The 18,674-nt window shown below is 39.4% G+C and carries 18 protein-coding genes; 5 read left to right on the forward strand and 13 right to left on the reverse strand.

Annotation, left to right across the window (positions count from 1 at the left end; translation table 11 throughout):
- Positions 1-54 precede the first annotated feature (54 nt).
- The gene (locus AC4PGZ_RS11880; RefSeq protein ID WP_492158828.1) at positions 55-2,040 is read right to left on the reverse strand and encodes a sigma-54 interaction domain-containing protein; all 1,986 of its coding nucleotides are present in this window, start codon (positions 2,038-2,040) and stop codon (positions 55-57) included.
- Positions 2,041-2,367: 327 nt separating this feature from the next.
- Between AC4PGZ_RS11880 and AC4PGZ_RS11885 the strand changes: the two genes are divergently transcribed.
- Positions 2,368-3,477 carry an IS4 family transposase gene (locus AC4PGZ_RS11885; protein WP_492158829.1) on the forward strand — a complete coding sequence of 370 codons (1,110 nt, stop codon included), beginning with the start codon at positions 2,368-2,370 and terminating at the stop codon, positions 3,475-3,477.
- Positions 3,478-3,565: 88 nt separating this feature from the next.
- On the opposite strand, the gene AC4PGZ_RS11890 is transcribed toward AC4PGZ_RS11885, so the two are convergent.
- Positions 3,566-4,477, reverse strand: coding sequence for a D-ribose ABC transporter substrate-binding protein (locus AC4PGZ_RS11890; RefSeq protein ID WP_492158830.1), 912 nt, complete (start codon positions 4,475-4,477; stop codon positions 3,566-3,568).
- Positions 4,478-4,721: 244 nt separating this feature from the next.
- Here AC4PGZ_RS11890 and AC4PGZ_RS11895 point away from each other — a divergent pair, with 244 nt between their 5' ends.
- The 4 genes from AC4PGZ_RS11895 (at position 4,722) to AC4PGZ_RS11910 (ending at position 8,128) form a co-directional block, all read left to right on the forward strand.
- Positions 4,722-5,477, forward strand: a complete 756-nt coding sequence (locus AC4PGZ_RS11895; protein WP_492158831.1) for an ATP-binding protein — start codon at positions 4,722-4,724, stop codon at positions 5,475-5,477.
- Between the two features lie 125 nt (positions 5,478-5,602).
- Positions 5,603-5,794, forward strand: coding sequence for a hypothetical protein (locus AC4PGZ_RS11900; protein ID WP_492158832.1), 192 nt, complete (start codon positions 5,603-5,605; stop codon positions 5,792-5,794).
- A gap of 53 nt (positions 5,795-5,847) precedes the next feature.
- Positions 5,848-6,864: a UDP-glucose 4-epimerase GalE gene (galE, locus tag AC4PGZ_RS11905; RefSeq protein WP_492158833.1), complete on the forward strand. Its 1,017-nt coding sequence runs from the start codon at positions 5,848-5,850 to the stop codon at positions 6,862-6,864.
- 22 nt (positions 6,865-6,886) lie between these two features.
- Positions 6,887-8,128, forward strand: coding sequence for a glycosyltransferase family 4 protein (locus AC4PGZ_RS11910; protein ID WP_492158834.1), 1,242 nt, complete (start codon positions 6,887-6,889; stop codon positions 8,126-8,128).
- 10 nt (positions 8,129-8,138) lie between these two features.
- Here the strand turns inward: AC4PGZ_RS11910 and AC4PGZ_RS11915 are convergent, their stop codons facing one another.
- From AC4PGZ_RS11915 to dnaN, 11 genes are all read right to left on the reverse strand, one after another.
- On the reverse strand, positions 8,139-8,762 hold the full coding sequence (locus tag AC4PGZ_RS11915) for a PHP domain-containing protein (protein WP_492158835.1): 624 nt from the start codon (positions 8,760-8,762) through the stop codon (positions 8,139-8,141).
- A gap of 438 nt (positions 8,763-9,200) precedes the next feature.
- On the reverse strand, positions 9,201-9,977 hold the full coding sequence (locus tag AC4PGZ_RS11920) for a SigB/SigF/SigG family RNA polymerase sigma factor (protein WP_492160276.1): 777 nt from the start codon (positions 9,975-9,977) through the stop codon (positions 9,201-9,203).
- A 27-nt stretch (positions 9,978-10,004) separates the two neighbouring features.
- Positions 10,005-10,427 carry an ATP-binding protein gene (locus tag AC4PGZ_RS11925; protein ID WP_492158836.1) on the reverse strand — a complete coding sequence of 141 codons (423 nt, stop codon included), beginning with the start codon at positions 10,425-10,427 and terminating at the stop codon, positions 10,005-10,007.
- On the reverse strand, positions 10,424-10,747 hold the full coding sequence (locus AC4PGZ_RS11930; protein ID WP_492158837.1) for an STAS domain-containing protein: 324 nt from the start codon (positions 10,745-10,747) through the stop codon (positions 10,424-10,426). Before AC4PGZ_RS11930 ends, AC4PGZ_RS11925 begins: the two co-directional genes overlap by 4 nt.
- Positions 10,748-10,749: 2 nt before the next feature.
- Complete coding sequence (locus AC4PGZ_RS11935) at positions 10,750-11,052, reverse strand: hypothetical protein (RefSeq protein WP_492158838.1); 303 nt, start codon at positions 11,050-11,052, stop codon at positions 10,750-10,752.
- Between the two features lie 32 nt (positions 11,053-11,084).
- Positions 11,085-11,387, reverse strand: a complete 303-nt coding sequence (locus AC4PGZ_RS11940) for a YtxH domain-containing protein (RefSeq protein ID WP_492158839.1) — start codon at positions 11,385-11,387, stop codon at positions 11,085-11,087.
- Positions 11,388-11,548: 161 nt separating this feature from the next.
- Entirely contained in the window at positions 11,549-13,981 is a 2,433-nt protein-coding gene (gene gyrA, locus AC4PGZ_RS11945; protein WP_492158840.1) for a DNA gyrase subunit A, read from the reverse strand.
- 33 nt (positions 13,982-14,014) lie between these two features.
- On the reverse strand, positions 14,015-15,976 hold the full coding sequence (gene gyrB / locus AC4PGZ_RS11950; protein ID WP_492158841.1) for a DNA topoisomerase (ATP-hydrolyzing) subunit B: 1,962 nt from the start codon (positions 15,974-15,976) through the stop codon (positions 14,015-14,017).
- A 38-nt stretch (positions 15,977-16,014) separates the two neighbouring features.
- Positions 16,015-17,085: a DNA replication/repair protein RecF gene (gene recF, locus AC4PGZ_RS11955; RefSeq protein WP_492158842.1), complete on the reverse strand. Its 1,071-nt coding sequence runs from the start codon at positions 17,083-17,085 to the stop codon at positions 16,015-16,017.
- Between the two features lie 26 nt (positions 17,086-17,111).
- Positions 17,112-17,318, reverse strand: a complete 207-nt coding sequence (yaaA, locus tag AC4PGZ_RS11960; protein ID WP_492158843.1) for a S4 domain-containing protein YaaA — start codon at positions 17,316-17,318, stop codon at positions 17,112-17,114.
- A gap of 194 nt (positions 17,319-17,512) precedes the next feature.
- Positions 17,513-18,604: a DNA polymerase III subunit beta gene (dnaN, locus tag AC4PGZ_RS11965; protein WP_492158844.1), complete on the reverse strand. Its 1,092-nt coding sequence runs from the start codon at positions 18,602-18,604 to the stop codon at positions 17,513-17,515.
- Between the last annotated feature and the right edge of the window lie 70 nt (positions 18,605-18,674).

The following is an 18,674-nucleotide window of genomic DNA, read 5'->3' on the forward strand; positions in this document are numbered from 1 at the left end:
AAAGAACACTGGGCTTTCATCAGCCCAGTGTGAGTATTTTTTATCCCAGCAATTCTAATTCCACGTTTCCATATTTATATATGCAGATAAGATATCTTTGCCTTTCAGAGTAATACATGCACCTTTATTTTTTACAATTTCAATATATCCTTCTTCTTTGCATTTATCCATTATGCCTCTAATCTTCCCCTCTGTAATGCCTGTTATCTCTGAAATCAATCGTCTTCCAATATAGTTTTGCGAATTTAACGCTTTGATTATCAGAAATTGATTATAATCAATAATATTCTTTCTGACAACACTATTTAGAATGTATTCTGGCAGATCTTCAATCTGAATCTTTTTGCCGCTGTATATGACCAGCAAATATTCCGAAAGATTTTGAAGCTCACGAACATTTCCTTTCCAAGGATGTGCAACCAATAAATCTATTACTTCAAGACTTAAAACGGATTCTAAGCAATCTTCCTCTAATATCGAATCCAAAAATTTCTTCAACACAAAAATTATATCCTCTTTCCTCTTCCTCAGCGGTATCGTTGTAATAGGCAGTACATTAAGTCTAAAGAAAAGATCTTCTCTGAATTCTCCAGTACTCATGCTTTTAACCAAGTTTTTGTTAGTCGCTGCAAGTATTCTTACATCTATAGGTATTTCGTGGGCACTCCCTATCCTCCTTATCCTTTTTTCTTGTATAACTCTAAGAAGTATTGTTTGGATATATTTTGGAGCATCCCCGATTTCATCTATAAATACCGTCCCGCCTTTTGCTTTTTCAAATATACCGATTTTGCCATTCTTGTCAGCCCCCGTAAAAGAACCCGGTTCATATCCAAAAAGTTCGCTTTCAAGGAGATTTTCAGATATTGCGGTTATGTTTATCGGAATAAACGGCTTCCCTTTCCTGAATGAGTTTCTATGTATTGCCTGGGCCAAAATTTCTTTTCCTGTGCCATTTTCTCCCTGGATAAGAATATTCGACTCCGTTTTTGCAAACATTTTTGCCTTTTCCAGCATTTTCAAATTCTTTTCATCAACCGTCATATAATCCGAAAAATCATAAAGATATTTATTAAATTCCTCCTTATATAATAAATTTAATTCCAGATCTTTATTTTTTACTGTACGTATATCCTCAAACATCAACAGGAATCTTTTTATATCTCTTTCTTCCATGTGACTGTTGCTTATTAAATATTTGATTCCCTCAACGTCAATCAGGGACGGTTCGCTTAAAAACTCGATGTCTTTCTTTATCCTCAATAAACTTAGTACGTTTTTTCCGATTAAATCCTTTGATTTCTTCCCAATCATATTTTCAAATTTTGAGTTTACCCACAGAATATCGCCATTTTCATTTGCAGATACCAACCCCAAATCCACGTTGTTTATTATCATCTTCAATGACATTTCTGATTCCTTGAGGAGTTGACGGCTTTTCTCGATTGATTTTGTAACACTCACAATATCCTTTATATATTTAACCGTAAGTTCTTCCTTAAAAGAAAATTCCAAATCCAGAACCTTGACAATCTCATGTATGCTCCTGATGCTTATAATTCTCGAGCCTATTTCAACAACTTCTTTTATATAGCTTGGAACCAACTTCTCTTCACCTGGAGTTATTGCAATATCCAAGTGACGGTATTCATTATAGTCACATCCAGGATAATATGGAATAAAATTGATGTGATTTATTCCAAGCTCTTTTAATTGTTCTATGGCTTCATAAGCAGAACGTTTTGAATCATTTACAAACAACACATCCCTGCCTTCTTCGATCTTTATTATTTCCCCAAGATTTTTATGATCTATGACTCTGTCTGTAATCAAAAAATCACACCTTATATTAAATTTTTTAATCAGCTGCTGATATGTTAATTTGCTACTTGCAATAATTAAATCGTAATAATCCACATCCTTAAAATTCGATACTGTGCATTTATCTATTTCAACATATTTACCAATTAATCCAAACAACTGGTTATAAAGTGTATCAGAAGTCGTTTCACCATATGTTACAATCAGTATTTTTTTCATTTAATTTCTCCTCAAATTTTGCATTATAAGATTCACTTTCTAAAGTATCAAAAATGCAAGAATATGTCAAAGAGAATAATCCTATTTTTTTGAAAGCTTTAAAAATTCGGCTTTAAAAATTCTAATATTTCAAAAACACTTAGGCGTCTCATCCAATAAATACGATGAGACGCCTAAGTATTAGTATCTAACTCATACTTCGCACTTCAAAAAGTGCCTATGAACCTTGAAAATTCAATAATATTTGACAAATAAAAAGCATGAAAGCCCCGTTTTTGGTATAATTGAGTTATCAGAAACAATAAATCAAAACCGGAGGTTCATGCTATGAAAATAATAACACAAAAATACGAAATTGATAATACTGTTTCTTCAAAGATATCAAGTTTTTTTAAGGTTTACAGGGTGGGCTCAATACTAAAAGCTTCTAATGGATGTAAATCAAAAGGCATTGCTGCAGTAGCAATTTTTCAGTACATCTTTTCTCTTGTATTCTTCAACAGAAGCATGTACATGGAGATGATGTCCGAAAAGCGTTTAAACAGCTTCGCTAAAGATGCTGTATACCGATTTATAAAATCAGCCAACATAAACTGGCTTCGCTTTACGACAATGCTTTCGTCCAGGATTGTAAACACAACTATCAAGAAACTTACTGATGAAGAACGAATAAATGTTCTTATCATTGATGACACTATGTTTGAAAGAAACAAGTACAAGAATGTTGAACTTCTTTCAAAAGTATTTGATCATGCAAATTCAAAATTCAGAAGAGGCTTCCGCCTGCTCACGCTAGGCTGGTCTGAAGGCAATACATTTCTTCCTGTAAACAGCTGCCTGCTTTCTTCTGAAAATATGAAAAACAGATTCAATGAAGCTGAAGAGCTGGACAAGAGGACCGCAGGTCACAAGAGAAGAGTTCTTGCTCAGACAAAGGCTACACTTGTGATGCTTGAACTGATTAAAGAAGCAATTCATTATGGAATCCCTGCAAAGCATGTGCTTTTTGATACATGGTTCTGTTCGCCGTCATCCCTGGATGAAAATGAAATCATCAGAATATATGGCAAAAGATGGGACATAGAAGTATTTTTCAAGATCTGCAAGTCATATCTGAAACTGACTAAAGAATGCCGATCTTTGTCTTATGATGCAATGACAGCTCATGTAGCTGTTGTATTTACAAGGTATATGATGCTTGCTGTTGAAAACAGGACATCTTCCGATAAACGAACTCTTGGTGAACTGTTCTATCTGATAGCAGATGAAATGGCTGACATAAACTGGAGGCAGGCATTTCAAATGCTTATGAATGCATTTTTATCAACTTTAGCAGATAAGCTTTCGCTTACATCAAGTCAGCTGGAGCAATTTATGGATTCTTTCTTTGAGGCACTTCCTTCATCAACGAAAAAGTGTCTTGGTTTGTGTATCTAAGATAGTTGATTCATGTCAAATATTGAATTTTCAAGGTTCATAGAATAATATTCATGTGCGAAGTATGAGTATCTAAATTATTAATGGTCTATTCTGTTATCAACTTAACCTCAACCGGTATGGATTTTTCAACCATCTCTCCAGCCATCAATTTTATAGCCGTTTCAACCGCTGTGATACCCATTTTTTCTGGCTGTTGTGCTACAGTTGCCGCCATTTTGACTTCTTTTACAGCTGCCACTGCATCATCAGTCGCATCAAATCCTACAATTTTAATATCCTTGCCTGAAGCACTTATTGTTTCTGCTGCTCCCAATGTCATTTCATCATTGTGTGCAAAAACACCCTTTAAATCACCTGAAGCCTGTAAAATATTCTCCATAACATCCAACCCCTCTGCACGATTGAAGTTAGCAGTCTGACTTGCAACAACATCTAAATCCTTATCTGCCACCTCATGAAAACCTTCTCCTCTGTCAATAATCGCAGATGCTCCTGGAACACCCTGAAGTTCAGCTACTTCAGCACCTTTTCCAACCAGCTCAAGCAAATATTCTGTTGCCATTTTTGCACCCGCTACATTGTCTGATGCAATCTTACAATCTACTTCTACGCCATTTACTACACGGTCAACCGCAATCACCTTGATTCCCGCATCTATTGCGTCTTTCACTACCGGCGCAGCTGCATCTGAATCAACCGGATTTATTATTAAAACACTTATGTTTGTTGATATTAAGTCTTCTACATCACTTGTCTGTTTGGCTGCGTCATCACCCGCATCCAGCACTATAAGATCTACGCCATTTTCTTCTGCAGTAGCCTTTGCCCCATCTACCAGAGTTACGAAGAATGGGTTATTTAGCGTAGATACTGAAAATCCCACACTACCGCTTGTTTCCATATCTGATCTATCTGTCCCGTCATTGCTGCTGCATGCACTCATCGCCGCTGTCATTGTTAACGTTAATGCGACTGATACAATTCTTTTTAGTTTCATATTCCTTCTCCTCTTACACTGATCCTATATTTTATAATTGCATCGGTCGTATTTCTGATCTTAAAAAATTCAAGACAAATTTTATTTTTTGTTGCATATGCAACATTATTTTTGTTATTATTATTGTATCATACATATAAAGGATTACAATTATAAATCTTCAAAATCATATACAGATGAAAATAATATATTAATCTATTCAAAAAGTGGACGTGACGTCCACCTTGTAATTCAGGAGGATAAAATGATAAGAAAAGTTATAAAGATCAACGAAGAGAAATGTGTAGGATGCGGACTTTGTGCGAACGCATGCCACGAGGGCGCTATCGCAATAGTTGACGGAAAGGCAAAACTCCTAAGGGATGATTACTGTGACGGGCTTGGAAACTGCCTTCCTGTATGTCCTACGAATGCTATTTCATTCGAGGAGAGAGAGGCCGCTGAATATAACAGAGAAGTGGCTCCAAAGAGGGTCGCTGCCAAAGAAGCTCCAAAATCACCTTCAGCTCACGGAGAAGGGTGCGGATGCGCAGGATCTCAGGCGAAGGCCATATCAAGATCAGCTATTCTTTCAGGACCAAAGAGTTCATCAGCAGCTCCGGTTTCCACTGCTACAGCCATGTCTTCTGCAGAATCTCAGCTGAGACAGTGGCCGGTTCAGATAAAGCTGGTTCCTGTAAACGCTCCATACTTTGAAAATGCAAATCTTCTCATAGCTGCTGACTGCACTGCCTATGCATACGGAGATTTCCATAACAAGTTCGTAAAGAACAGAATAACCGTAATAGGATGCCCAAAGCTTGACGAAGGAGACTATACAGAAAAGCTTGCTGCCATAATAAGAGAGAACAACATAAAGAGCGTTACCATAGTGAGAATGGAAGTTCCATGCTGCGGAGGCATCGAGAGGGCTGCTGTGAATGCACTTAAGGAAAGCGGAAAGTTCATCCCCTGGCAGATATATACGATATCTACTGATGGAAGAATTCTTGAAGACTAAACAATACTTTGAATGCCCTTATCTGCAAAGTTGCAGTAAGGGCATTTTTTTATTCTAAAGGAGCCTGAAATATGTTACAATATAAATGAAGTTAAATCCAATTATTTAAGTATTAGGGAGTTTTTATGAAAAACATAGTAAATATAAATCTGACAAACAGTGATCTTACAGAAGCCAGCGAGCTTATCGAAAGAAACAAAGACCTTTTCAAACCAAATAACGACATGATGATAGTGCTTTCAAATGATTCTGAAATTCTTGTAATGCCAAGAAAAGACAAGATCATACTCCAGACAAAGGCATCTCTTGAATTCTAACTGTTGCAATCCTGTGTAACAGTTTTTATTTTATAGAAAGGTGGTTGAGCAGATTGAATATACTGATTGCCGGAGGATGCGGATATATAGGAAGCCATACTGCTGCAGAGCTTATAAGCAGAGGCCATGACATTGTCATATGTGACAACCTTGTAAGGGGAAGTGTTGATGCTCCAGATGCAATAGCTGAAATCACAGGAAAAAAATTCTGCTTCTACAGGGTCGATATCTCTGATACAGACAGCCTGTGCGCTGTGTTCGAAAAACATCGCTTTGATGCAGTGATTCATTTTGCAGGCTTGAAATCCGTATCAGAATCAGTGAGAATGCCTCTTTCTTATTACAGAAGCAATGTATGCGCCACCGTTTCTCTACTGGAAGTCATGGAAAGATATAATGTAAGAAAAATCATATTCAGTTCATCCGCATCAGTATATGGAAAAAATGATATAATGCCTCTAACAGAAGCCTTCACAAAGAATCCTTCGAACCCGTACGCCAGGAGCAAATCCATGATAGAAGACATAATCCTGGATCTCTGCAGCTCGGATGACAGGTGGAGTGCTGTAATGCTGAGGTATTTCAATCCAGTTGGAGCTCACAGCAGCCTGCTTATCGGAGAAGATCCCAAAATACCGTCCGACAATATAATGCCTCACATAATAAAGACCGCACTTGGAGAAAAGAGCTGCCTCGATATATTCGGCACTGACTATGACACAGAGGACGGAACCGGAGTAAGAGACTATATACACATATCAGACCTTGCAAAAGGCCATGTATGCGCTCTGGAGAGGCTTTTCACGAGCAGTGGATATGAAGCATTCAACCTTGGAACCGGTAAAGGGTGCTCAGTGCTTGAGCTTGTAAGGATGTTTGAGGAAAGCACAGGCATTAAAATCCCTGTAAAGCTTTCGCCAAGGCGCCCGGGAGACGTGAGCGTATGCTACGCTGACACCTCTCTTGCAGAAAAAGTACTTGGATGGAAGGCAGAAGAAAGCCTGGAAGACATGTGCAGGAGCTCCCTCAGCTATGCTGCTCAGGAATTAAGGAAAACAGATCAAAATTGATTCAGAATCAGGATGGATACAGATGAAGATACTGAACATTACGGCTCAAAAGCCATTTTCAACCGGAAGCGGGGTTTATCTCAGCGAGCTCATGAAGGCTTTTGACAAAATGGGCCACTCCCAGGCTCTTGTATGCGGAATAAGCAGCCACAGCGAATCAGAGCTGCTTTGCCAGATAAGTGGCGAGGCTTATCCTGTAATTTACAATTCAGATGAAATACCATATGAAATACCTGGCATGAGCGACGAGATGCCATACTCAAGCATCAGATACAGAGACATGAGCGAAAGAGATTATGAGATATTCAAAAAAGTATGGCTGGATAAGATATCTTCTGCCGTAAGCTCCTTTGAGCCTGACCTCATAATATGCCACCATCTCTACCTTCTGACCGGTATAACTGCAGAATACTTCAGCCAGTACAGAGTAGTAGGCGTATGCCATGGTACATGCCTGCGTCAGCTGAAAAGCCATGATTTCTACAATGACCGTACTTTAGAGTCTCTCAGAAAGCTCGACAGAATATACGCCCTTCACGATTCTCAAAGGAGCGAGATAATAGACCTTCTCGGAAGAGACATCTCTGAAAAGCTTGAGATAATAGGAACCGGGTACAACCCTGAGATATTCACGGTAAGAGAATCGCATGAAGCCATGGCCTCTACTGAAAATGATGTCCTCAGGATAATATACGCTGGAAAGATATCAAGAAAAAAAGGGCTGCTTCAACTCATACATGCCCTTTCAGATACAGATCCTCAGCACATGGGGTTTAAATCCATAAGGCTGAGCCTTGCAGGAGGAAGCGGAAGCAACGAAGACATGCTGCTGATAAGCCAGGCCGCTGAGGAATGCCCTCATAAAGTAGAATTTTTGGGCATCCTGAATCACAGGCAGCTCGCTGAAGAATTCAGCAGATCTGATATATTCGTACTTCCTTCATTCTACGAAGGCCTGCCTCTCGTAGTAATCGAAGCCCTGGCATGTGGACTTCCGGCTGTAACGACTGACACCCCAGGTCTGAGATTATGGATAGAAAGCAATCTCAGAGATTCACCGGTTGAATATGTAAGACTACCTGTGATGAAGGATGTGGATGAGCCTGTTGAAAGTGAGATTCCCGATTTTGAAGCACGGCTTTCAAGTGCCATAAAAAAAGCCGTGACAGAGAATGTCACGGGCAGGGATAAAAAACACAGGATTGACCTGAGCCGTTTTACATGGACTCATGTTGCAAGAAAAATAATAAAAGAGCCTTTTTAGGCTCTTTTTTTTAACCATTTTCAACCATCATATATTCCTCAGTTATTTCAGGAAGGCAGCCTCCTGCTTTTATAACCTCAACAAGCTCTGAAATATTTTTAACTCTTTTTGGAAATCTTGTGGCATATTTTCCAAGCTTTGCCGTTATATGAGCATCGCTTGCCCCGAAAGGCACAAGGTCCAGTTCATTGCAGTACTCCATGGCAAGTGCGTTTGCCTCATCTGATGTGCTTCCGTTAAATACCTCTATTCCTGCGAGTCCTTTTACCTTCTTCAGGTTCTCTCCAAGTCCTCTGTTGTTATTCCTGAAAGGATGGGCCGCTATGCATACCCCGCCTCTCTCATTTACATAATTTATGAATTCCTGAGCAGGAAGCTGTTCCTCGTCAGGCAGACGGTCTATTCCAAATGCCAGTATATCTCCTTCTCTCGTAAGGTACTCTGCACCTACGAAAACAGGAAATCCTGTCTTTTTTGAGTACAGCTCGGCATATTCTCTGAGCCCCATGCTCTCATGATCCGTTATACATACTCCGTCAAGACCTATCTGACGCGCCTGCTCCACTATTTCCTCAAGGGACATGAAGCTGTCGGAGGAATTTCTCATCTCATGAACATGCATATCTATAAGCATAACATCTCCTTTTCTGTAAATCATATCTGTAAGTATATTTTATTCTTTTATCAGGATATTTTCCAATCGATAATAATGATATGTATTATAGATTTTGTTTATAGATGGCTTGCAGAAAGTTATATGCAAAAAAAACAGAGTCCAGTCAGATAACTGAACTCTGTTTTTGCCTGAAATTTATTTCTCGTCTGGACACCATGAAATCAGAATTGGATGTATATATCTTAAACCCCCCAGTTTAATCGAATTATATCTATGCCCCATATATGATATCTTTTCATGTATGTTCCTTTAAAGAAAATATTTAAACTTAATGTAAGTTTAACATTCTTAATCCTGTTTTTAAACCATTTTATGAAATCGGCAGACTTAATTGTGAAATCAGCATTATGTTTAAAAAAAGCAGCTCTCTTATTCAGAGAAGCTGCTTGGAAACTACTATAATTCTACAGTTTTCTTATAGTCCTCCTTGAGTTTTGAGAGGATCTTTTTTTCTATCCTTGAAATGGTCATCTGAGAAAGGTCAAGCTCCCTGGCTATTGCAACCTGAGTCTTGCCCTTGTAAAATCTCCCAATAAGTATCTTTTTTTCCACGTCATTTAATTTTTCAATGAATCTTTCTATAAAATCCCTGTTTTCTATATTGCTGAAATTCTCATCTTCTTTTCCAAGAATCTCTATGAAGCTCATTTCAGAATCTCTGTCCTTGTTTTCCTTAAGGAGATCGAGACTCCTTATTGAAAACAGCTGCGAAGCTTCTATCGCTTCCATTACTTCCTCTGATGTGCAGTTAAGGTAATTGGCGATATCCTCTACTTTAGGTACCGAGCCCATTTCCTGCTCCAGTTTATTTCTTGTCTCATTTATCTTCATTGAAAGCTCTTGCGTCTTTCTTGGAACTTTTATAGCCCACCCTTTATCCCGGAAATGTCTTTTTATCTCTCCGATTATTGTCGGTGTGGCAAAACTTGAAAACTCGAAACCCTTGCTGACGTCAAATCTTTCGACAGCAAGAATAAGTGCCAGAGAAGCTACCTGGAATATATCCTCGAATTCTATTCCTCTTCCTACGTATTTTTTTGCCAGAAGTTCTGCAATATATAAATTTCTGTTGACAATTTCATTTCTGATTTCCCGACATTTATCTTTTTCGTAAGCATCAAACAACTCCCTGGTACTAAGGTCTGAATATTTCTCGTCTTTAAAAAGTTCCATATTTTTCTTTACAGAACCATTATACAATTATTCATCTCTCCCTATAATTTTCTTCATATAAATTATTGTACCGTTTTCCTCCTGAGACACTACCTCAACATCATCCATAAGTGTCTTTATTATATATATTCCCAGTCCTCCGCAAGACCTGTTCTCGTCAAAAAGAGGCTCTTTTATCTGAGAAGGATTGCAGCCTGCTCCCTCATCTTCTACCTGTACCTCTATAAAATCCTCCCCCGATGAAAAATAAAGGTCAAAAGTATCTACGTTCGAATATTTTATCACATTTGTGCATGCCTCTGAAACTGCAATCTTTACATCCTCTATCTCTTCGATATTGAAGCCTATTTGATTTGCTATGGAGGAAGCCGTCATTCTGATCACAGATATCAATTTAGGATCCGTAGGCAACGTCATTTTTATAATATTTTTCTGACTGTGGTTTATCATGAATTTTCTCCTCCCAGATTGAACATTTCTTCCATGCATGTTATTTTAAAAATCTTCCTCACGTTTACTCTTGTATTTATTATTGTTACCTTCCTGTTTCTTGCCTTCTGATCCTTATAGAGCTTTACGAGAGTTCCCAGCCCTGTTGAGTCTATGAATTTTACATTCTCCATATCTATAAGTATATCTTTATCTTCCTTAAGCATCTCTTCCAGCTTAGGCTCAAGCACTTCTATGGTATTGAGGTCAATCTCTCCGGATATCGTGAGCCTGCTGCACTCATCATCCATATCTGCGCTCGCTTCAATGAATTTGCTCATATCTAATGTTTTTCTCCTTCTTCTGATTCTTCTTTATAAGCATTTTTGTTCCTTACTGCCTTTGCTACCTCGGTAGCTATGGAAACCACGGATGTCACCTTTGCCGCATTGTTAGTTATGGTGTCTATATTTTCCGTTATCGCAGCTGAGTGATCTATTATGCTCTCTATCTCACCCTTTTTTTCAAGGCTTATCCTTGTAACGCTTTTAAGCGTCATCCCTGCATCCCTGAGCATCATTCCTGCGCATATGCAGAGTATGAGGACCCCTATTCCTCCCAAAAGAATTCCAACTTCCCAAATCATAGCCACTCTCCCTCGATAATTGTTTAGGGTAATCAAATATCCTGATCTTCTGTGTCAAATTCCTTTTCATAATAGTCAGGAGTGTCATATCTGATTATTTCATCCTTTTTAACTGCTTTGTCAACTGCTTCCCTGATAGTCTCGATGTATTCTTCCTTGTTTTCGATTATATCAACAGCCTTTTCTCTGAGCTGTTCAGCAACTTCTGTAATATCTTCTCTCAGCTCAGATCCTGGTTTATTGGCAAGCAGCATTCCTGCAGCTACTCCAATTGAGGTTCCAAGTACAAATGCGCCAATTTTGGAATCTGATCTGACTTTTTTGTTTTTTGACATATGTCACCTCCATAATTTATCCAATCCGAAATAATATACCCCAGATATTAGCTGAATAAACTCATTTATATATAATTTTTTATTTTTAATTAATTTCAAATTAATTAAAAATGCTCTGATTTATCATTTTAATGAATCAGAGCATTTCTGGCTGTTTGAGCTTATTCTTCTTCTTCTCCGTTTGATTCAATTCTCTCGAATGAAACTATTTTGGAATCTATTGACTTCATAAGCTTGACTCCCTTTGTGACTCTGTTGAGCTTAGGTATCTGGCTTACTTCCATCCTTATCATAGTTCCATCTGAGTTTATGATCATTATCTGATCGTCTTCGGCAACGAGCCTTGCTCCTGCTATCTGACCTGTCTGATCGGATATGTTGTAAGTCTTTACGCCCTTGCCGCCTCTTGACTGTATCTTGTATTCTCCAATGCAGGTACGCTTTCCGTATCCATTCTCGGTTATTACGAGCAGGCACTTGTCATCTTCAACTACTTCCATCGAAATGATGCCGTCAGTATCAGAAATATCCATTGCTTTTACTCCCATGGTATTTCTTCCTGTCTGCCTTATCTGAGATTCTTCAAAAGCTATGGCTTTTCCCTCTGTCGTGGTCACGATTATCTGCTCATCGCCTTTGGTTATCCTTGCGCTTATAAGCTCATCCCCGTCCTTTAGGGTTATTGCTATAAGGCCGTTTCTCTGGCTCTTTCTGAACTGGGAAAGCTCAGTCTTCTTGATTATGCCTTTCTTTGTGCACATTACGATATTCTCGTTGTCTGCAGAATCCTTTATTGCGATGATTGAATTTATTTTCTCATCCTTTTCTATAGGTATGAGGTTTATGATATTGGTTCCCTTTGCAGTCCTTGAGCTCTGAGGTATCTTGTATGCAGGTATCCTGTACATCCTTCCCATGTTTGTAAGGAAGATAACCTTTGCATGGTTGCTGGTTATGAGCATCTTTTCTGCAAAGTCCTCTTCTCTTGTGGTCATGGAAGCTATGCCCTTTCCTCCCCTTTTCTGGGATTTATAGGTGTCTACCGGCATCCTCTTGACATATCCGAAATGAGTAAGAGTTATCGCAACTTCTTCATCGTCTATCATATCTATATCTTCTATGTCATCTTCCTGGTCAAGTATCTCTGTTCTTCTGGCATCGCCGTACTTTTCCTTTACCTCGAGGATCTCTGTCTTTATTATCCCAAGAAGCACGTTTCTGTCTTCGAGCACAGTCTTGTAGTAGGTAATCCTCTCGCTTAGGAATCTGTATTCTTCCTCAAGTTTTTCCTTTTCCAGTCCCTGAAGCCTTCTCAATCTCATATCCAGAATTGCCTGAGCCTGAACCTCTGTAAGGTCGAATCTCTCTATAAGCTTTTCCTGAGCATCTTCGTATGCGCTTCTTATTATTGCGATTACCTCATCTATATTGTCTATTGCTATGAGGAGTCCTTCTATTATGTGAGCTCTGTTGAGCGCTTTGTTCAGTTCGAATTTCGTACGTCTTGTTACCACTTCTTCCTGATGGTTCAGATAGTATCTCAGCATCTGGTCAAGGCTAAGTACTTTTGGCTCTCCATTTACTATAGCAAGCATTATTATCGAGAATGTCTGCTGAAGCTGAGAGTATTTGTAGAGGTTGTTAAGAAGAACATGGGCATTTACATCTTTTCTTGTCTCTATTACTATTCTTATACCTTTTCTGTTACTCTCGTCTCTAAGATCCGTTATTCCTTCGACTCTTTTTTCCTTAACCAGGTCTGCAATCTTTTCGACCAGCTTAGCCTTGTTTACCTGATAAGGTATCTCGGTAACTACTATCTGGCTCTTTCCATTACTCATCTCTTCGATTTCAGCCTTGGCTCTCTGAGTGACTTTTCCTCTTCCTGTCCTGTATGCCTGATTCATGAGCGTTTTTCCATATATCATGGCTCCTGTAGGAAAATCCGGTCCTTTAACGTGCTTCATAAGGTCTTCTACCGTTGCTTCATCATTGTCTATGAGCTCTACAACGGCATCCACTACCTCAGAAAGGTTGTGCGGAGGTATGGACGTAGCCATCCCTACTGCTATCCCGTTTGAGCCGTTTACCAGAAGGTTTGGGTATCTTGCAGGAAGCACTGTAGGCTCCTTTAGTCTTTCATCAAAGTTTGGCATGAAATCCACGGTATCTTTTTCAAGATCCTTTAACATCTCACCCGCCATCCTTGTCATCTTTGCCTCTGTGTAACGCATCGCTGCCGCAGAGTCTCCGTCTATCGAACCGAAGTTACCCTGTCCGTCAACGAGAGGGTATCTCATTGAGAATTTCTGCGCCATCTTTACCATGGCCTCATAAACCGCCAAGTCTCCATGTGGATGGTACTTACCAAGAACGTCTCCGACTACTGTCGCAGATTTCCTGTAAGGCTTGTCGGGAGTAAGTCCCTGCTCCGACATTGAGAATAGTATTCTCCTGTGAACCGGCTTGAGGCCGTCTCTTACGTCAGGAAGCGCTCTTCCTACTATTACGCTCATGGAGTAATCTATATAGGATTTCTCCATTTCATCTTTTATGTCTATATCTATGGTTTTATCAAACTGATTCGTTTCCATTTCTGCTCCTTTATTCGTGGCTTTGAAAGAATGTTATATATCAAGGTTTTTTACGTATTTTGCATTTTCCTGAATGAAGTTCTTTCTCGGCTCTACCTTGTCTCCCATAAGCATCGTAAAAGTCTCATCGGCTGCTGAAGCATCTTCTATGGTAACCTTCAGGAGTGTCCTGAACTGAGGATCCATAGTAGTATCCCACAGCTGCTCTGCGTTCATCTCTCCAAGACCTTTGTATCTCTGGATCGTAGGATTGCTTCCTCTTCCGAATTCATCAAGGTACTGGTTAAGCTCCTTGTCATTGTATGCATATCTTGCCTTCTGGCCTTTTCTTACCTGATAAAGAGGAGGCTGAGCTATATATACAAATCCTTTTTCTATGAGCTGCTTCATATACCTGAACATGAATGTAAGCAGAAGCGTCCTTATGTGAGCACCGTCTACGTCGGCGTCGGTCATTATTACTATCTTGTGATATCTCAGCCTGTTTTCATCAAATTCATCGCCAATTCCGCATCCGAATGCGGTTATCATGTTTCTGATCTCATCTGATGAAAGTATCCTGTCAAGCCTTGATTTTTCGACGTTGAGTATCTTTCCTCTGAGCGGAAGTATTGCCTGGGTCTTTCTGTCTCTTCCCTCTTTCGCACTTCCTCCCGCAGAGTCTCCCTCGACTATATATATCTCAGATTTAGAAGGATCTTTTTCACTGCAGTCTGCAAGCTTTCCAGGAAGCGATGTAGACTCAAGCACTGACTTTCTTCTTGTGAGCTCTCTTGCTTTCTTGGCAGCTTCTCTGGCTCTCTGAGAACGCAGCGACTTGTCTATTATTATCCTTGCTGTCTGAGGATTTTCCTCAAGAAATGCCTCAAAGGTCTCGAATGTCACAGAGTCTACTATCTGCCTTACCGGAGGGTTTCCAAGCTTTGTCTTTGTCTGGCCTTCGTACTGAGGATCTTCAAGCTTTACAGATATTATAGCCGTAAGGCCTTCTCTTACGTCTTCTCCCGTGAGCGTATCATCCTTGTCCTTTATGAATTTTGCCTTCTTTGCATATTCATTTATGGCTCTCGTGAGCGCAGACTTGAATCCGGTAAGGTGCATTCCGCCTTCTATAGTGTTTATATTGTTTGCAAAGCTGTATATGTTCTCTATATACACGTCGGTATACTGCATAGCTACTTCTACTGTATATGTGTCGACTTTTTTCTCAAAATATATTATCTCATCATGTATTGGATCCTTGCTCTTGTTGAGGTATTTAACAAACTCAATTATTCCACCTGTATAATAGAACAGCTTGCTTTTTTCCTGTCCTTCCCTCTTATCCTCAAGTGTTATAGATATTCCCCTGTTGAGGAACGCAAGCTCTCTCAGCCTGTATTCAAGCGTCTCATATTTATACAATACTTCTTCGAATATCTCCGCATCCGGCATGAAATGTATCATTGTTCCTGTGCAGTCTGACTCTCCTACGACCTGTATGCCTCCGCAGGCTATTCCTTTTGAGAATTCCTGTCTGTATATCTTTCCGTCACGCTTTATCTCGGCAACGAATTCAGTCGAAAGCGCATTTACTACCGATACACCAACTCCGTGAAGCCCTCCTGATACCTTGTATCCTCCGGCTCCAAACTTTCCGCCTGCATGAAGCACCGTAAGCACTGTCTCAAGCGTAGTCTTTCCGGTCTTTGGGTGTATCTCTACCGGTATTCCTCTTCCGTCATCTGTTACTGTTATGGAGTTGTCCTTTTCTATTGCTACGTAGATGTTCTGACAGTGGCCTGCGAGAGCTTCGTCTATCGCATTGTCAACTACCTCATATACAAGGTGATGAAGCCCCTTTGGTCCTGTGGAACCGATGTACATTCCCGGTCTTTTCCTTACCGGCTCAAGACCTTCAAGTACCTGAATCTGATCTGCGCCATAGTCCTTTGTGACTTTATTGTCTTCTTCAAAGCTGTGGTGCTCTTCATTAATCAAATCTTTTTCACTCATGATATTTACTCCTAATTTTTATATTGAAAACACAAATGTCAGTATTTTTCTATACTGCCGCTTTTTACCCTGTATTTAGTATTGTCTATTTCTATGTCCATCTCCTCTGCGACCGTTACAAATGTCTGGGTCTCTCGAAATGTCTCAAGAAGCATATGCTGGCGTTTGGGGTCGAGCTCGCTGAATATGTCATCAAGCAGCACCACGGGATATTCTCCCCTTATGTTCTTTATAAGCTCTATCTCTGAAAGCTTGAGAGATATTGCTGCGCTTCTCTTTTGTCCCTGTGAGCCATAGCTCCTGAGATCTATTCCGTTAATTCTGATGTCAAGATCATCTCTGTGCACTCCTGAAGAAGTGGTTTTTCTGAAAATATCTTTTTCACGGCTTTCTCTGAGAATGCTCATGTATTCCGCTTCGCTGCCTGCATTAACGTTTTTTTCATATCCTATCTCAAGAATCTCTTTCCCTGATGATATGCTGAGATGATTCTTGCGCGCTATTTCCCTTATTTCATTTATGAACTCTTCACGATAGCACATTATCCGGTATCCTGATTCTGCAAGCGCCGAATCATATACATCTATGAGGAGCCTGTCTGCAGCTGGATTCTTGAGAAGATTGTTTCTCTGAAGAAGGTTTTTGTGATATACACTGAGCAGCTGATAGTATTTGGGCCTTATCTGAGAGATCTCCCTGTCTATGAACGAGCGTCTTTCTCTTGGGCCCTCCTTTACGAGCCGGAGGTCCTCCGGAGAGAATATGACTACATTTATTATCCCAAGAAGCTGATTTAGCCTGTCTACAGGTACTCCATTTATCTTTATGGCCTTCTTGCCTGACTTGCTTATCCTGTATTCTATCTTGAATTCCCTGCCCATGCTCTCAACCCTTGATTTTATATATCCTGTCTCATGACCGAGATTTATCATTTCCCTGTCCTTTGCAGTACGAAACGACCTCCCTATTGAAAGCAGGTATATTGCTTCGATAATGTTAGTCTTTCCTTCTCCGTTATCTCCGTGTATTATATTTATCCCATTTTCAAACTCTATGTGCTGACTCTCGTAGTTCCTGAATCTGTAAAGCTCCAGTTCTCTGATAAGCATAAGTTTACCCTGTCCAGTCCTTCGTTCTATAGAATCTGAAACTTTCTTCCTTCAGCTTCTATCATATCTCCGCTCCTGAGTTTTTTTCCTCTCTGAGTTTCGACTGCACCGTTAACCTTAACGTCCTCAGATATTATCATTATCTTTGCCTGTCCTCCGCTTGCTGCTATGTTGACCATCTTAAGAAACTGGTCCAGCTTTATGAATTCTGTGTCTATCTTTATCTTTTCCATAATTATTCCTCTTTTCGGTTATATTAATACCTTATATATTATAACATATTTTTTTCAGGATATGTTCATTTTATGTAAATATATATTAATATTTGATGATTTTTAATATAAAAAAACCACGTTATGTACTAATCGTGGTTTTATATCTTTTTCAGCTGATTTTAAGTTTTCTGTATATTTTTTGCCCTGTGAATCTATATCCTTACAGGAAGAAGCAGATATGTGTAGTTCTCGTCTGTTTCAGGATTTATTATGCATGGGCTGAGCTTGGTGTTGAAGTTCATGTATACATATTCCTCATCCAGGTTCTTTAGACAGTCAAGGAAATATTTTATGTTGAATGCAATCTCAATATCCTTGCCTTCCTGCTCTACTGGTATGTCTTCCTCGAGATCACCTATCTCGGCATTCTTTGCATTTACCCTTATGTTGTCCTCTGCTATGGTAAGCTTTACTAGATTGTTGTTTGATACCAGCATGGCTCTTTCAAGAGATGATATGAATTCGCTGTTGTTTATCTTTATCCTGGTCATGAATTCCTTTGGAATTATCTGCCTGTAGTTAAGGAATTCTCCCTCGAGCACTCTCGAGTTTATTATTGTGTCATCCACTGAGAATGAAACGCTTCTTTCATCAAACATTATCCTGAAATTGCAGTTTTCATTTGATGAGAGCCTCGTTACCTCCTGAAGGGTCTTTACTGGCACTACTACCTTTTTTTCTTCGAGGTTTAAATTTGAAGGTATCCTCTTTATAGCCAGCCTGAAGCCATCTATCGCTACCATGCTTATCGAGCCTGCGTCTATTTCTATGAGCTCTCCGGTAAGCACTCCCTTTGTTTCATCCTGTGAGGCTGCAAAGTGGGTCTTTCTCACCATGTCTGAAAAAAGCTTCATGTCTATCTTCTCATATCTTTCATCCTCAAACTCTTCCACCTGAGGAAAATTCGTGTTTATCATCGATTTTATGTTGAATTTCGTCTTTTTTGTAGAAATTTTAACAATATTGCTGTCATTCACCGATATTGTTATTTTTTCGTCAGGCAGCTTTCTTATTATGTCAGAAAGTATCTTTCCTTCTATTATGGCCGTTCCATTTTCAGTAACATCTGCTTCAACCCTTGTTTTTATGCCTATTTCAAGATTGTTTGAAACCATGGTTATATGATCGTCTTCAGCTTCTATATAGATTCCTTTGAGGATTTCCATAATATTCTTGCTCGATATTCCTTTAAGTGCAATTGAAAGTGCATTCTGGAACTGTTTCTGTTCAATAGAAAATTTCATGTTTTTCTCCCTCAAAATATATATAATAATGTAAATATTATTAACAGTAGTAGTAGTAGGGCCTGTGAAT

The organism is Proteocatella sp. QWL-06 (genome assembly GCF_058684135.1).

Coding starts and splice junctions, on each gene's coding strand:
- AC4PGZ_RS11880 (WP_492158828.1), bottom strand. CDS start 2,040: ATGAAAAAAATACTGATTGTAACATATGGTGAAACGACTTCTGATACA.
- AC4PGZ_RS11930 (WP_492158837.1), bottom strand. CDS start 10,747: ATGAGCAAATTCATTGAAGCGAGCGCAGATATGGATGATGAGTGCAGC.
- gyrB (WP_492158841.1), bottom strand. CDS start 15,976: ATGAGTGAAAAAGATTTGATTAATGAAGAGCACCACAGCTTTGAAGAA.
- dnaN (WP_492158844.1), bottom strand. CDS start 18,604: ATGAAATTTTCTATTGAACAGAAACAGTTCCAGAATGCACTTTCAATT.
- AC4PGZ_RS11885 (WP_492158829.1), top strand. CDS start 2,368: ATGAAAATAATAACACAAAAATACGAAATTGATAATACTGTTTCTTCA.
- AC4PGZ_RS11915 (WP_492158835.1), bottom strand. CDS start 8,762: ATGCTTATAGATATGCATGTTCATGAGATGAGAAATTCCTCCGACAGC.
- AC4PGZ_RS11895 (WP_492158831.1), top strand. CDS start 4,722: ATGATAAGAAAAGTTATAAAGATCAACGAAGAGAAATGTGTAGGATGC.
- AC4PGZ_RS11935 (WP_492158838.1), bottom strand. CDS start 11,052: ATGATTTGGGAAGTTGGAATTCTTTTGGGAGGAATAGGGGTCCTCATA.
- yaaA (WP_492158843.1), bottom strand. CDS start 17,318: ATGGAAAAGATAAAGATAGACACAGAATTCATAAAGCTGGACCAGTTT.
- AC4PGZ_RS11890 (WP_492158830.1), bottom strand. CDS start 4,477: ATGAAACTAAAAAGAATTGTATCAGTCGCATTAACGTTAACAATGACA.
- recF (WP_492158842.1), bottom strand. CDS start 17,085: ATGCTTATCAGAGAACTGGAGCTTTACAGATTCAGGAACTACGAGAGT.
- gyrA (WP_492158840.1), bottom strand. CDS start 13,981: ATGGAAACGAATCAGTTTGATAAAACCATAGATATAGACATAAAAGAT.
- AC4PGZ_RS11920 (WP_492160276.1), bottom strand. CDS start 9,977: ATGGAACTTTTTAAAGACGAGAAATATTCAGACCTTAGTACCAGGGAG.
- AC4PGZ_RS11925 (WP_492158836.1), bottom strand. CDS start 10,427: ATGATAAACCACAGTCAGAAAAATATTATAAAAATGACGTTGCCTACG.
- AC4PGZ_RS11900 (WP_492158832.1), top strand. CDS start 5,603: ATGAAAAACATAGTAAATATAAATCTGACAAACAGTGATCTTACAGAA.
- AC4PGZ_RS11940 (WP_492158839.1), bottom strand. CDS start 11,387: ATGTCAAAAAACAAAAAAGTCAGATCAGATTCCAAAATTGGCGCATTT.
- AC4PGZ_RS11910 (WP_492158834.1), top strand. CDS start 6,887: ATGAAGATACTGAACATTACGGCTCAAAAGCCATTTTCAACCGGAAGC.